We start from the raw sequence: 13464 nt of genomic DNA, 5'->3' as shown, positions 1-13464 counted from the left end.
GTTAGAAGTACCCTTCGCGCTTGCGGTCTTCCATCGCGGCCTCGGACAGCTTGTCGTCGGCGCGGGTCGCGCCCCGCTCGGTGAGGCGGGACACGGCGATCTCGGCGATCACGGCGTCCAGGTCGGCGGCGTCGGAGTCGACGGCACCGGTGCAGGACATGTCACCGACGGTGCGGTAGCGGATCCTCCGGCGCTCCACTGGTTCGGTGTCCTTGGGGCCGCCCCATTCGCCGGCGGTGAGCCACATGCCGCCCCGCTGGAAGACGTCGCGTTCGTGCGCGAAGTAGATCTCGGGGAGTTCGATCTCCTCGCGGGCGATGTACTGCCACACGTCGAGCTCGGTCCAGTTGGAGAGCGGGAAGACGCGGACGTGCTCGCCGGGGGCGTGGCGGCCGTTGTAGAGCTGCCACAGCTCGGGGCGCTGGCGGCGCGGGTCCCACTGGGAGAACTCGTCGCGCAGGGAGAACACGCGCTCCTTGGCGCGGGCCTTCTCCTCGTCGCGGCGGCCGCCGCCGAAGACGGCGTCGAACTTCAGCTGCTGGATCGCCTCGGTGAGCGGGACGGTCTGGAGGGGGTTGCGGACGCCGTCGGGGCGCTCGCGGAGCTTGCCGGCGTCGATGTACTCCTGGACGGAGGCCACGTGCAGGCGCAGGCCGTGCTTCTCCACGGCGCGGTCGCGGTAGGCGAGGACCTCGGGGAAGTTGTGCCCGGTGTCCACGTGCAGCAGCGAGAACGGCACCGCCGCCGGCGCGAACGCCTTCAGCGCCAGGTGCAGCATGACGATGGAGTCCTTGCCGCCGGAGAACAGGATCACCGGCTTCTCGAACTCGCCCGCCACCTCACGGAAGATGTGCACCGCCTCCGACTCCATGGAGTCCAGGTGGTCCAGCGCCCTCGCGGCCCTGTTGATGGGGATGACGGTGGTCACGCGAGACCCCTCTGTTCGAGCAGCGCGAAGAGCGCCGCTGCGGATTCCCGGACGGTCTGCGTGTGCGACTCGATCCGCAGGTCCGGCTGCTGCGGTGCCTCGTAGGGGTCGTCGACGCCGGTCAGACCGGAGATCTCGCCCGCCGCCTGCTTGGCGTACAGGCCCTTCACATCGCGCTCGGAGCACACCTCGACCGGGGTGGCCACGTGCACTTCGAGGTAGTGCGTCGAAGCGGCGGCGTGCCGCTTCGCGACGGCCTCGCGGCTGTCGGCGAACGGCGCGATCACCGGGACGAGGGCCTTCACACCGTTGCTGGCGAGGAGTTCGGCGACGAAGCCGATCCGCTGCACGTTGGTGTGCCGGTCCTCGCGGCCGAAGCCCAGGCCCGCCGAGAGGAACTCGCGGATCTCGTCCCCGTCGAGCACCTCCACCTTGTGGCCCTCGGCGCGCAGCCGCTCGGCCAGCGCGTACGCGATGGTGGTCTTGCCCGCGCTGGGCAGACCGGTCAGCCACACCGTGGCTCCCTGGCCGGTCACGCTCATCCGCTTCTCCGTAAGTTCCGTGGTGTCCGTAGGTGTTGTGGTCATCAGCCGTGGAGTCCGCACTCGGTCTTGCCGCGTCCGGCCCAGCGGCCGGCCCGTACGTCCTCGCCCTCCGCGACCCGGCGGGTGCAGGGGGCGCAGCCGACGGAGGCGTAGCCGTCCATCAGCAGCGGGTTGGTCAGGACCCCGTGCTCGGCGACGTACGCGTCCACGTCGTCCTGCGTCCAGCGGGCGATCGGGGAGACCTTGACCTTGCCCCGCTTCTCGTCCCAGCCGACGACCGGGGTGTTCGCCCGGGTCGGGGACTCGTCGCGGCGCAGCCCCGTCGCCCACGCCGCGTACCCGGTCAGACCCTCCTCCAGAGGCTTGACCTTCCGCAGCGCACAGCACAGGTCCGGGTCACGGTCATGCAGCCTCGGCCCGTACTCGGCGTCCTGCTCGGCCACCGACCGGCGCGGAGTCAGCGTGATGACGTTGACGTCCATCACCGCCTCCACCGCGTCACGCGTGCCGATCGTCTCCTCGAAGTGGTAACCGGTGTCCAGGAACACCACGTCCACACCAGGAGCGACCCGCGAGGCGAGGTGGGCGACGACCGCGTCCTCCATCGAGGACGTCACACAGAACCCCTTCCCGAAGGTCTCCACCGCCCACCGCAGGACATCCAGCGCGGAAGCGTCCTCCAGGTCCCGGCCCGCCCGTTCGGCGAGTTCTCTCACATTTCCGTGCACTTGAGTCGTCGTCATCCGGCGGCTCCTTCGAATGGGGAACGCGGCGAACGGGCAGGAATTCTCTGCGCCGAGACTAGCAATGCCGACACATAAAGCACTGACGGTCCGCTGATCGCGGCACTTTCGACGAGAACCGGCCACCCCACACCTCTCACCAGCCGTTACACAGAATATTGGGGGCTTTGCGGAGTTCCTCCTGACGAATGTCAGGGCACGGTAAGTCTCCTATCAGCGGACCGCCAGCGCCCTTGTGCCACAGTGATCCGAAAATCACTCGGCAATTCGACCGACACCCCGGAGAGGGCACGCGGAGAAATGAGCCTGCAAGGTCTGCAAGGTCTACGCCGAGGAAGGCTGATACGCCGCCTCGCGCTCTGTCTGTCGGCGGTGGGACTCACCGCCTCCATGCTCACCGCGGCGGGCCCCGCCGCCGCCGGTTCGCCGGAGACCTGGACCTCCAGCTTCCAGGGCGGCGACGGCGTCACGTACACGGCGACCAACCACCTGGTGGACGCCTCGCGGGGGCCCGGACGGCAGTGGATGCTCGTCTGGTCCGGGCCGGCGAAGCAGCCGGCGCCCGACTTCCTGACCGTCATCGACGCCACGCCGGGCTCGCCCACGTACGGGAAGGTCGCCAACACGGTCACCGTCGGCCCGAACAACGGCAACGAGCCGCACCACATGCAGTACGTGTGGCACAAGGGCGACCGGATCTACGCCGGCGGCATCATGAGCGACACCACCTTCGTCTTCGACGCGAAGGCCCTGCCCGCGCTGACGATCGCCGGGGTCAACACCACCGCCGACACCCCCTGCGGGACCCTGCCCGACGCCTACCAGGTGCTGAGCGACGGGACCGCGTACGGGACGTACATGGGCGGGCCGAACGTGACCGGCCCCTGCACCTACACCAACGGCGAGGTGCGGGTCGGCAACGGCGCGGCGGGCTCGCCCGGCGAGATCGTGCGCATCGGCGAGGACGGCAGGACCATCGCGGAGATCCCGGCGGCCACCGCGGCCGGCGAGGACCCGGCGCAGTGCGGGAACGTGCCCGCACTGCCGGCGGCGACCTGCGCCAACCCGCACGGCATCGCGGTCCGCGAGGACCTCAACATCATGGTGGCGAGCGACTTCGCCGAGGCCCGCAACTTCATGACGCCCGACTCGGCGCTCAAGGAGAACCTGGCCCGCCAGACCGTCCGCGTCTTCGACATCACCAACCGCGACGACCCGACCCTGAAGTCGGTGTCGAAGGTCGCCGACGGTCCGCGCGGGGCGCAGGAGCAGCGGGCCTTCTTCCGCGAGTCCCGCGTGGTCATGGAGACCGCGCTGACCAACCGGCCCGGCCACAAGGGCGCGTTCGTCTCCTCGATGGCCGGCGGGGCGGTCTTCTACACCCCGGACATCACCGCGCCCGCACCGCAGTGGAAGGAGGTCTTCGACGACACCACCGCCTACCGGTCCTTCCAGCGCGACAAGGAGATCACCGGCAGCGGGGACAACGGCAGCTGGCTGGCCGTCAGCCCCGACGACCGCTTCCTCTTCCACACGGTGATGGGCCAGTCCGTTCCGTACGGCAAGCCGCTGGACGAGACCACGGGCATGATCTACGTCCTGGACATCCAGAAGCTCCTCGCGGCGGGGACGGGCGCGAAGTGCTCGGTCGACGAGCTCGCCGAGGCGAGCCGGGGCGGGCGCGAGCGGGACTGCCCGGAGCTGGTGAGCACCGTCCCGATCCGCGACGTCAGCGCGGGCGGCCCGCACTGGGGCGCCATGGACAACTTCAAGCGCGGCGCGGACGGCGTCTACCGGGAGACGACGCAGGTGAGCCGGATCGCGGTCGCCAACTACTTCGTCGCCGGGTCCTTCGGCGGCGGCGGTGACCACCGGGTGTGCATGTTCGACCTCGACCGGCGCGGCCGGGTGACCCTCGACCGGTCCTTCCGGGACGAGAACACCGGCAAGCCGTGCGTCGGCTTCAACCGGGCGTCGTGGCCGCACGGCGACTTCGGCGACGCGCAGCCGCACGGCGTCCTGTTCGTGGTCAGCGACAGCGCCGTCCGACGGTGAACGCGGTCCTCCTGGCGGCGGTCGTGCTGACCGCCGCCCTGGCGGTGGGCGTACTGCTGCTGCTCCGCACGCGGCTCCTCGCCCGCCGCACCACCGCCACGGCGTACTTCGCCGCGGCGGTGGCGTGCGCGGCCCTCGCCGGGACCCTCGGCCCCTCGGGCGGCGGTGCGGGCGCTCGGGTGTCGGCCGGGCCGCTGCTGGGCTCGCTGGGCCTCGGCGGGGAGCAGGTGCCGGTGCTGGTGGTGCCGAACCGGCCGGGACACAACCTGGTGGGCGTCGCCGCCGCCGGAGCCTCGGCCGGGACGGACCGGGCGCGGCTCGTGCGGGGCGGAGTGCGTCCCGGGTCGACGCTGACGTGGATCCCGGTGGAACTGCCGGCCGGGCCCGGGCAGGTGTGGGTGTCGGCCGGCGGGTCCTCGGCGCCGCTGGCGGTGGACACGGGCCGCGCGGGCGGGGAGCCGGCGCCGGCCGGGCTGAGCGGCGCCGACGGGGCGGAGTGCGCGAGCGCCGCCGCCGGGGCGGTGCTGGGCGGCAGTGCGAAGGCGCCGGCCGGCTGCCCGTCCGACGCCCTGGCGGAGGCGGACGCGGCCGCGCTGCGGGACACCGTCGGGTTCCTCGCGGGGCGCGGGGCGCGTTCGCTGGCGCTGGTCGGGGACGACTCGCCGCGCGGGCGGGCCGCGGCCGCCGAGGTACGTGCCGCCGCGGCCCGGGCGGGCATCACCGTGGGGGCGCCCGACGCCTCCGCCCGCCGGCCGCTCGTGGTCACCGCCGGCTGGGCGGGCGCGGACACCGCCGTACGCGACGTCGAGGCCGGCCGTACCGTCGCCGAGGGGACGTACCTGGCGCCCTGGCTGCTGACCGCGCCGCTGCTCTCACCGAGCGCGGGCCAGCTGATCCCGCTGCGGTACGCCCCGAACAGCCCGGCCGCCGTGGAGTACGCGGCGGCGCTCGGCGCCCGGCTGCCCGGCGAGGTGCCCACCGCCGCCGGGTACGAGGCGTGGCGTACGGCCCGCGGTTCGGCGGGCCCGGCGCCCGCGAAGCTGTACGCCGCCGCCGTGCTGTACGTACCCGGCAGCGGAGGCCCGTCGGCGGGCGGCGGCCATCACCACACCGCGTCCGCGAGCTGGCTCCCCAGCGGCATGATCGTCCCGGTCTCGCCCCTGGGCACCACCTGACAAGGAGCAGGACATGACGGAAACAGTCACCGCGCCGCCGGTCCGGACCGCCAGAACCGCGCGCCCCGCCGCCCCCAAGCGCCCCGAGGGCCAGTGGGCGCTGGGCGAGCGGGAGCCCCTGAACTCCAACGAGGAGTTCAAGGCGGTCGAGGACCCCCTCCTCGTCCGGGAGCGCATCGAGCAGATCTACTCCAAGACGGGCTTCGCCTCGATCGACCCCGACGACCTGCGCGGCCGGATGCGCTGGTGGGGCCTCTACACCCAGCGAAAGCCAGGCATCGACGGCGGGAAGACCGGCTCCCTCGCCCCGGAGGAGCTCGAAGACGAGCACTTCATGATGCGGGTGCGCAGCGACGGCGGCACCCTGGACGCCGCCCAGCTGCGGGCGATCGCCGACATCTCGATGCGGTTCGCCCGCAACACCGCGGACGTCACCGACCGGCAGAACATCCAGCTGCACTGGGTGCGGATCGAGGACGTCCCGGCGATCTGGCGGCGGCTGGAGGAGGTCGGGCTGTCGACGACCGAGGCGTGCGGGGACTGCCCGCGCGTCATCGTGGGCAGCCCGGTGGCGGGGGTGGGCGCGGACGAGGTGCTGGACGCGACCCCGGCGGTGCGGGAGATCGCCGCCCGCTACATCGGTGACCCGTCCCTCTCCAACCTGCCGCGCAAGTACAAGTCGGCGGTGTCCTGGCTGCCGGACGTCCCGTACGAGATCAACGACCTGGCCTTCCTGGGCGCGGTCCACCCGGAGCACGGCCCGGGTTTCGGCATGTGGGTGGGCGGCGGCCTCTCCACGGTCCCGATCCTGGCCCAGCACGTGGGCGTGTGGGTCCCCCTCCAGGACGTCCCGGACGTGTGGGTGGCGGTGGCCCGCCTCTTCCGCGACTACGGCTACCGGCGGCTGCGCGGCCGTGCCCGCCTGAAGTTCCTGGTCGCCGACTGGGGCGTGGAGAAGTTCCGCCGGGTGCTGGAGGAGGAGTACCTGGGCCGTCCTCTCCTCGACGGCCCGGCCCCCTCGCTCCCCCCGGCCCCGATCGACCACATCGGCGTACACCCGCAGCGGGACGGCCTGTCGTACGTCGGCGCGGCCCCGGTGGCGGGCCGCCTCTCGGGCACGAAGCTCGCGGCCCTGGCCGACCTCGCCGAAACCCACGGCAGCGGCCGGGTCCGCCTGACCCCGTACCAGAAGCTCCTGGTCCTGGACGTGGCGGACCCGGAACCCCTGATCACGGACCTGGCCGAAATCGGCCTCCAGGCCCGCCCCTCCCCCTGGCGCCGCAACACGATGGCGTGCACGGGAATCGAGTACTGCAAGCTGGCGATCGTGGAAACGAAGGAACGAGCGGCAACCCTGATCTCAGAACTCGAAAAACGCCTGGCCGGCGAGGACGTCGGCGCGGGCCTCACCATCAACGTGAACGGCTGCCCCAACTCCTGCGCCCGCACCCAGGTCGCGGACATCGGCCTCAAGGGCCAGCTGGTGGCGGACGAGCACGGCCGCCAGGTAGAAGGCTTCCAGGTCCACCTGGGCGGCACCCTGTCCCTCTCCGCCGACCAGGAGGGCGGCTTCGGCAAGAAACTCCGCGGCCTCAAAACGACGGCGGCGGACCTCCCGGACTACGTCGAACGCCTCACCCGCACCTACCTCTCGGACCGCACTGACCCGTCGGAATCCTTCACGGCCTGGGTCACCCGCTGCGACGAGTCGTCCCTCCAGTAGCCCCCGCCGAGCCCACCGCATACGGGCTCGACCCATGAACCGGGTCAGGGGACGGCGCGACTCGGCACGCCGTTTAGCATTGGAAATGGCATAATCGTGTCATGGCTGAAGACGACATCGACTTCCCACCCGGCGACGGCCCCAGCAGCGGCATCTCCGTTTCGCTCACCGCAGGCACCCTGCAAGCGATCAGGGACCGGGTCGGCAAGCGGGGCGTGTCCGCCTACCTCGAGAAGGCGGCCCAACGGCAGATCGAGCGTGACAACCTCGAGGAGCTGATCGCCGAGTTCGAGGCGGTCAACGGTCCCGCCGATCCCGAGGCCGTGGCCGCCAAGCGGGCCAAACTCACCGGCGGCGCCTCCACCGGAGCCGGGGCGGCGGCGTGAGTGGTGCCTTGATCCTGGACAGCGAGGGCCTCGCCAAGGCCGTGCAGCGCGACCGGGAGATCCACGAGTGGCTCGCCGCCGCCCACGCCGCCGACCTTCCGGTGATCACCTCGGCCGCAGTGCTGGTCGAGGTGATCCATCCCCGGATCAACGACGCGGCGCTCAGATGGACGCTGTCCCGCCTCCGGGTCGAGCCCCTCACCCAGACCCTCGCCCAGTCCGCCGCCGCCCTGCTGCGCGCCGCCGGCCTGCACGGCCACAAGTACGCGATCGACGCCATGCTCTGCGCCACGGCCCTCGCACAGCCGGGCCAGGTCACGATCCTGACGTCCGACGTCGATGACATCTCCATGCTCACAGCCGAGCACCCCCGCGTGACCGCCGAGAAGGTCTGACGTCACCACGGGCCGCATGCCCCCCGTTCTGTTCTTCGCGGTCCTGCAAGGGGACCGCTGGCCTCCGGGCCCGGCATGACTGTGTCCCCCTGTCGATCGGATGCATGAACCAGCCCACAGGCAGGGTCGATTCGGATCAACACCCTGTGGCGTCTGTCCACTCCGAGATGTCCGCGGCACCCCGCCGGACAGCTTCTTCCTGATCCTGGGCGAGCTCGACGTTGCCAACGGCGGTGGTGAACTCGCGCCCGGACGCGCCCCGGATGTACGCGAGCTCCATCCACCGCTCGATCCCGGTGTCGGAGACGTTCTCGTTGACCACGGCCATCAGCTCGCCCTCGACACCGGAGGCGACATCGCGAACACGCTTGCGCAGCAGCCGGTGCGGCACGTACTCGTAGCACTCACTCATTCGGCGCCTCCGAGCTCATGCCGAGGAGGAAGTGCTCCCACCCGACGTGGGCCCGCGCGAGCAGTTCCGCACTGGGCAAGGACAGCGGGGCGGTGCGGGTCCCGGTTCCGTCGGGGGTGTCCAGGCTCAGCACGTCGCGCGGAAGTGGACTGGTCAAAGGGGCTCCCAACCGTCGTCAGACGAGAGGCGGCCGCGAAGCGTCCTCGCCTCGCGTGACTGTGACCAGTGAACGGCCGACGACCCGGGCGGAACAGGAAGGGCTCTCTGTCTCCGCCCGGCCGGGGACCGGAAGACTTTGTCTGCCCTTTACGGGCATTCTTGTCCGCCGTATGAGGCCGGGGCTACGTTCGGCGGCATGGCCGGGAACGCCGTACTACGGGCACGAATGGCTGACCTGGGGCTCACCCAAGAGGAGCTGGCAGGTCAGATGAACGCCGCACTGCTGGAGATCACCGGCCGGTTCGGTGACGTCTCCGCCCGCACGGTGCGGAACCTGCTCAGCGGTGCCACCCGGCGGCCGATCGGGCGGACGCGTGCGGCACTTGAGAAGGTGTTCGGCTGCCCGAGCACGGAACTAGGGTTCGTACCGGCTGCCGCCACCAGACCTCCGGAGGACCCCGTGCTCCGCCGCTCCTTCCTCGCCGCCACGGCCGGCGCCCTCGCCACGCCCGTTCCGGGGATCACGAACGGCCGGTCCGTTGGCATGTCGGACGTGATCCGCCTGCGGGACGGAATGGTGGCACTGACGGCTCTCGACCAGTCCCGGGGAGGGCATGTGGCACTGGAGGGTGCCGCCCTCACCCGGGCGTCCGAAGCGCTGCGGCTGCAACGGAACGCCGTGTCTCAGACCGTGCGCCAGCGCCTTCTGTCCGTGGCCGCGCACTACACGTCGACGGCCGCATGGTCATGCGTCGACGCCAGGCAGTTCGACCGGGCCCGCGCCCACCTGAACGAGGCCCTGCGTCTGGCGGGCATGGCCCAGGACTCAGTGGCCCAGCTGCGGGTCTGGAACTCGACCGCGATGCTCGCGCACCAGCGGCACGAGTACGGCGAAGGCATCGCCGCCTCGCAGGCCGCCCAGTCCACGGCAGCGGCGAGGCGCGACCCCCTGCTGTCCTCCCTGGCCCACGCCCGAACGGCGATCGGGCACGCGTCCCGCGGGGACCGCAATCCGGCCCTGCACTCCCTGGACCACGCTGAAGCCGCCCTCGCGAAGGCAGACCCGGCAGCCCCTCGGGCCCCGTGGATCGGGTTCTACGGGCCGGCCGAGCTCGCGGCGCTCGCCGCGATCGTGCACGAACTGCTCGGCAAGCACGCGCATGCCGAAGCAGCCTCTCACCGAGCCCTCTCCTCCCTGCCCGAGGAGCTGAGGCGGAACCGGTCGATGACCATCGCCCGGCTCGGCGCTGCCCAACTCCACCAGGGCGAGGTGGAACAGGCATGTGCGACGACGAGCACCATCTTCGAGCTGATGGCCGGTGACCCGCTCCCCGGCCGTCTCCGCACGATGATCGGGGACTTCCACCGGGCCTTGTTCACGGTTGCCGCCTCCGCGCAGGTGGCCCGGGAATGGACGGACCGCTACCGCACCGAATGGAGCACTGGGTGACCATCGAGCTGAAGCGCTACGGCCACGACGATCTCGGCGGCATCCGCCAGACCCTGCTGGACGTGCACGAGGACGCGTACGCGGACCGCCGGCACGAGGAGTTCGTACAACGCTTCCCCTGGTTCGTGGACCACTGGGGCGGGAATCCCGGCTTCTCCTGCGTGATCGCCTGGGAGGGGCTCGTGGCGGTCGGCTTCTCCTACGGCGCGCCCGCCGCCCCGGGCCGGGAGTGGTGGCAAGGCCACCTCGACACCTCACCAGAACAGGTCTCCACGTTCTCCGTCTCGGAGCTGATGGTGCGCCCGAAGTGGCGCAAGACCGGGCTGGGCCCGCGCCTGCACGACACACTCCTCGCAGGGCGACCGGAGGCGCTGGCGGTACTCACCGTGGACACCAAGCGACCGCGTCTCCAGGCGATGTACGAGGAATGGGGCTATCGAAAGATCGGGGAGAACCAGCCGTTCGCGGATTCGCCGGTGTACGCGGTGATGCTGAACGGCCTGACCGGCCGCTGACTGCACGGGCACCTGGCGCTCCGAGCTGGATCGAGGAGTCACGACAATGGACCTGAAGTGGTACACGCACGCCGACGCGTCGGACGTCCGGTCCCTGCTCCTGGACATCCACGACGAGGTGTACGCGAACGATCCCGACCCCTTCCACTCCCGCGAGCGGTTCTCCTACTTCGTCGACCTGTGGTCGGGGCGCGAGGACTGGACGTGTGTCTCAGGCTGGGAAGACAGCGGGCCGGTCGGATACGCGTACGGATCAAAATTCAAGCCGGGCGGTTGGTGGAAGGGAAAGGATCGGCCCAAGGGCGTGCGGGGCCGGATCTTCGCCCTGTCCGAGCTGATGGTGACACCCAAGTGGCAGGGCACCGGCCGCGCACAACGGATCCATGACGCTCTGCTCCACTCGATGGACGTGGACTTCGCGACGCTCCTCGTGAACTCCACCCACGCGAAGGTGCAGGCCCTGTACGAGAGGTGGGGCTACGAGAAGCGGGACGAGGCCAAGCCCTCCGACGACTCGCCCGTCTACGCGATCATGGTCCGGGAACCGTAGCCGCGACACCCGAAGGCGGATCACATGACGCACCGACTAAGTCGCTTCACTCACGTGGAGCAGGCCCGCGGCCCGCTCATCGAGGCGTACGCCGAGGTCCGCGCACCGCTGCTGCACCTGCCGAACTACTCGGTGCCCACCTTGGCCGAGCGTCTGGAGCGCTACGGCCCAACGCCCGGCTTCACAGTCGTGCTCGCCTTCGACGCCGAGGAGCGGCCGGTCGGGTACGCCTACGGCAACACCGTGGAGGCCGGGGACCTCTGGTGGAAGCGAATCGGCGACGACCTGGACGAGGAGTACACCCGTGCGCCGACCCTGGCACTCAGGGAGATCGGCGTGACGGCTCCTCACCAGGGGACGGGACTGGCCCGGCGGATCCATGACGAGCTGCTGGCCGGCCGCGAGGACCGGTACGCATCGCTCATGGTCAATCCGGCCGCCGGAGACGGAAAGGTCCAGCGGGTCTACGAGTCCTGGGGCTACGAGGCGATCGGCCCCGTCCAGCCCGCCCCCGACTCCCCCGTGCTCACGGCGATGGTCCGACCGCTGACGCGCCTGACGCGCGAATGACCAGCCCCAGACGGTCGGCGGACGCCGATAAATGAGGAGCGCGTAGCGATCTGTCGCGTCCGGGTGCTCCGGAGGTCGCTCTGGTCGGCCTCTCGTGCGGGTAGTCGCGGCCCCAGCCCCGAATCTCGGCTTTGAGGGCCCCGGATGCCCGGCGGGCCAACGCCCGGCCCCTCGCCGCATCGCTGAGAGACCCGCCTCTCCCCCTCTGGACCGTGCCGTTCTTTTGGGGGCTTCCCGTCAGTCTTTCGGCTTTCCGGGGCGGGACGGCCTGTCAAGGGTCGCCGAAGGCGATCACGAAGTGACGCGACCGAAGGGAGCGCCCTTGACAGGCCTGCCCGACACGGAAGGACGATGGGACTGACGGGAAACCCCCAAACCGGCTCTGAGACCGCCCAGTCGGCACCCCGCCCCCCACCCCACCGGCCCGCAGACGGGGAGGGGTGGGCAACCACCGACCGAGCCCGGTACCTCGACGGGAGAGAGCGGCCCGCTCAGCCAGCCGCCAGTTCCTCCGCCAGGGACCGCAGGATGACCCCCACGCTCCGGTCGACGTCCGCCGTCGTCGTACGCCAGTTGACCACCGAGACGCGCATCGCCGCCCGCCCCTCCCACAGCGTCCCGCCGAACCAGCATTCGCCGCTGCGCTGGATGCGGGCGATGACCCGGCGGGTCGTCTCGTCGTCGTCCCCGAAGCGGACCAGGAGCTGGTTGAGGACCACGTCGTTGAGGAGTTCGACCCCCGGGACCCCGGCGAGACGCTCCGCGAAGCGGCTCACGTGCGCGCAGCAGCGTTCCACCAGGTCGGCCACACCGCTCCGCCCCAGGGTGCGCAGCGCCGCCCAGACCGGGAGGCTGCGGGCGCGGCGGGAGAAGTCCGGGACCCATTCGATGGCGTCGCGTTCGCCATCGGTCCCCGGCGGGAGGTAGCCGGCGCGTTCGTTGAGCATGGCCGCGCGGTGGGCCTCGGGGTGCGCGATGACGACGATGCCGCAGTCGTAGGGGACGTTGAGCCACTTGTGGGCGTCCAGGGCCCAGGAGTCGGCCCGCTCCACGCCCTCGACGAGCGGGCGGAGCTTCGGGCTGGCCGCGGCCCACAGGCCGAAGGCGCCGTCCACGTGGACCCAGGCTCCGTACCGGTGGGCGATGTCGCAGATCTCCCCGACGGGGTCGATGGCACCGGAGTTGACGTCGCCGATCTGCGCGCAGACGATCACCGGGCCGTCGATCCCCTCGAGGGCGGCTTCCAGCTCCGCGGGGATCATGCGGCCCTTGTCGTCGACCGGCACGTTGCGGATGCGCGCGGTGCCGAAGCCGAGGTAGCGGGCGGCCAGGTCGATGGTCATGTGGTGCTGGGCGCCGGCGACGATGGCCACGTCGGGCGCGCCGCCCAGGCCCTCGCGTTCCACGTCCCAGCCGGCTTCCGCGAGGAGCTTGTGGCGGGCGGCCGCGAGCGAGGTCAGGTGGGCCATGGTGCAGCCGGTGGGGAAGCCGACGGAGGCGTGGGCGGGCAGGTCCAGCAGCTCCAGCACCCATTGCGCGGCCACGTCCTCGGCCACGGCGATGGCCGGGGACAGGTTGTAGAGGCTGGCGGTCTGGTCGTACGCCGCGACGAGCCAGTCGGTGGCGATCGCGACCGGGAGGGTGCCGCCGGTGACGTAGCCGAAGTAGCGTGGGCCGTTGGCGGTCGGGATGCCGCCTTCGGCCACCGCGCGGCCCAGGACCTCGACGGTCCCGGTCGGGTCGGCCGGGCCTTCGGGCAGCGGGCCACCGAACATTTTCAGCAATTGTTCGGAGCCGGCAGTGGCACCCACCGGACGATCGGCGAGACCCGCCAGATATTCGATGGCCTGCTGATAGG

At 71.2% G+C, this 13464-nt stretch carries 15 protein-coding genes; 9 read left to right on the top strand and 6 right to left on the bottom strand.

Translation table 11 applies throughout. The features are described 5' to 3' along the window. Position 1: 1 nt before the first annotated feature. Genes cysD through ACZ597_RS33780 form a run of 3 tightly spaced genes read right to left on the bottom strand, consistent with a single transcriptional unit; the run spans position 2 to position 2216 of the window. A complete protein-coding gene (cysD, locus tag ACZ597_RS33790) occupies positions 2-871 on the bottom strand; it encodes a sulfate adenylyltransferase subunit CysD (protein WP_471338904.1) in 870 nt (289 codons plus the stop codon). A gap of 53 nt (positions 872-924) precedes the next feature. Then, a complete protein-coding gene (cysC, locus tag ACZ597_RS33785; RefSeq protein ID WP_471338870.1) occupies positions 925-1470 on the bottom strand; it encodes an adenylyl-sulfate kinase in 546 nt (181 codons plus the stop codon). 44 nt (positions 1471-1514) lie between these two features. Beyond that, positions 1515-2216: a phosphoadenylyl-sulfate reductase gene (locus tag ACZ597_RS33780; RefSeq protein WP_471338868.1), complete on the bottom strand. Its 702-nt coding sequence runs from the start codon at positions 2214-2216 to the stop codon at positions 1515-1517. 372 nt (positions 2217-2588) lie between these two features. Between ACZ597_RS33780 and ACZ597_RS33775 the strand changes: the two genes are divergently transcribed. The 5 genes from ACZ597_RS33775 (at position 2589) to ACZ597_RS33755 (ending at position 7950) form a co-directional block, all read left to right on the top strand. Then, positions 2589-4271: a hypothetical protein gene (locus ACZ597_RS33775; protein ID WP_471338866.1), complete on the top strand. Its 1683-nt coding sequence runs from the start codon at positions 2589-2591 to the stop codon at positions 4269-4271. Then, the gene (locus ACZ597_RS33770; RefSeq protein WP_471338864.1) at positions 4268-5446 is read left to right on the top strand and encodes a hypothetical protein; all 1179 of its coding nucleotides are present in this window, start codon (positions 4268-4270) and stop codon (positions 5444-5446) included. Before ACZ597_RS33775 ends, ACZ597_RS33770 begins: the two co-directional genes overlap by 4 nt. A gap of 13 nt (positions 5447-5459) precedes the next feature. Further along, positions 5460-7169 (top strand): nitrite/sulfite reductase, encoded by a 1710-nt coding sequence (locus tag ACZ597_RS33765; protein WP_471338862.1) that lies wholly within the window; start codon positions 5460-5462, stop codon positions 7167-7169. A 101-nt stretch (positions 7170-7270) separates the two neighbouring features. Then, positions 7271-7555: a hypothetical protein gene (locus ACZ597_RS33760; RefSeq protein WP_471338861.1), complete on the top strand. Its 285-nt coding sequence runs from the start codon at positions 7271-7273 to the stop codon at positions 7553-7555. Further along, on the top strand, positions 7552-7950 hold the full coding sequence (locus ACZ597_RS33755; RefSeq protein ID WP_471338860.1) for a PIN domain-containing protein: 399 nt from the start codon (positions 7552-7554) through the stop codon (positions 7948-7950). Before ACZ597_RS33760 ends, ACZ597_RS33755 begins: the two co-directional genes overlap by 4 nt. A gap of 136 nt (positions 7951-8086) precedes the next feature. Here ACZ597_RS33755 and ACZ597_RS33750 read toward each other — a convergent pair whose 3' ends face one another. Together ACZ597_RS33750 and ACZ597_RS33745 are read right to left on the bottom strand one after the other, a co-directional pair. Then, on the bottom strand, positions 8087-8362 hold the full coding sequence (locus ACZ597_RS33750; protein WP_471338858.1) for a hypothetical protein: 276 nt from the start codon (positions 8360-8362) through the stop codon (positions 8087-8089). After that, positions 8355-8519, bottom strand: a complete 165-nt coding sequence (locus ACZ597_RS33745) for a hypothetical protein (RefSeq protein ID WP_471338856.1) — start codon at positions 8517-8519, stop codon at positions 8355-8357. Before ACZ597_RS33745 ends, ACZ597_RS33750 begins: the two co-directional genes overlap by 8 nt. A gap of 228 nt (positions 8520-8747) precedes the next feature. Here ACZ597_RS33745 and ACZ597_RS33740 point away from each other — a divergent pair, with 228 nt between their 5' ends. The 4 genes from ACZ597_RS33740 to ACZ597_RS33725 are packed head-to-tail and all read left to right on the top strand — an operon-like array spanning position 8748 to position 11606. Beyond that, entirely contained in the window at positions 8748-9971 is a 1224-nt protein-coding gene (locus tag ACZ597_RS33740; RefSeq protein ID WP_471338854.1) for a helix-turn-helix domain-containing protein, read from the top strand. Then, positions 9968-10486 carry a GNAT family N-acetyltransferase gene (locus tag ACZ597_RS33735; protein WP_471338852.1) on the top strand — a complete coding sequence of 173 codons (519 nt, stop codon included), beginning with the start codon at positions 9968-9970 and terminating at the stop codon, positions 10484-10486. Before ACZ597_RS33740 ends, ACZ597_RS33735 begins: the two co-directional genes overlap by 4 nt. A gap of 46 nt (positions 10487-10532) precedes the next feature. After that, positions 10533-11036 (top strand): GNAT family N-acetyltransferase, encoded by a 504-nt coding sequence (locus tag ACZ597_RS33730; RefSeq protein ID WP_471338850.1) that lies wholly within the window; start codon positions 10533-10535, stop codon positions 11034-11036. 24 nt (positions 11037-11060) lie between these two features. After that, positions 11061-11606: an N-acetyltransferase gene (locus ACZ597_RS33725; protein WP_471338848.1), complete on the top strand. Its 546-nt coding sequence runs from the start codon at positions 11061-11063 to the stop codon at positions 11604-11606. A gap of 491 nt (positions 11607-12097) precedes the next feature. Here ACZ597_RS33725 and ACZ597_RS33720 read toward each other — a convergent pair whose 3' ends face one another. Continuing rightward, positions 12098-13381 carry a pyridoxal phosphate-dependent decarboxylase family protein gene (locus tag ACZ597_RS33720; protein ID WP_471338846.1) on the bottom strand — a complete coding sequence of 428 codons (1284 nt, stop codon included), beginning with the start codon at positions 13379-13381 and terminating at the stop codon, positions 12098-12100. Between the last annotated feature and the right edge of the window lie 83 nt (positions 13382-13464).

The organism is Streptomyces sp. NPDC040718, assembly GCF_055593565.1.
The sequence above is the reverse complement of the archived record's forward strand: the minus strand, read 5'-3'. Positions and strand labels throughout refer to the sequence as shown.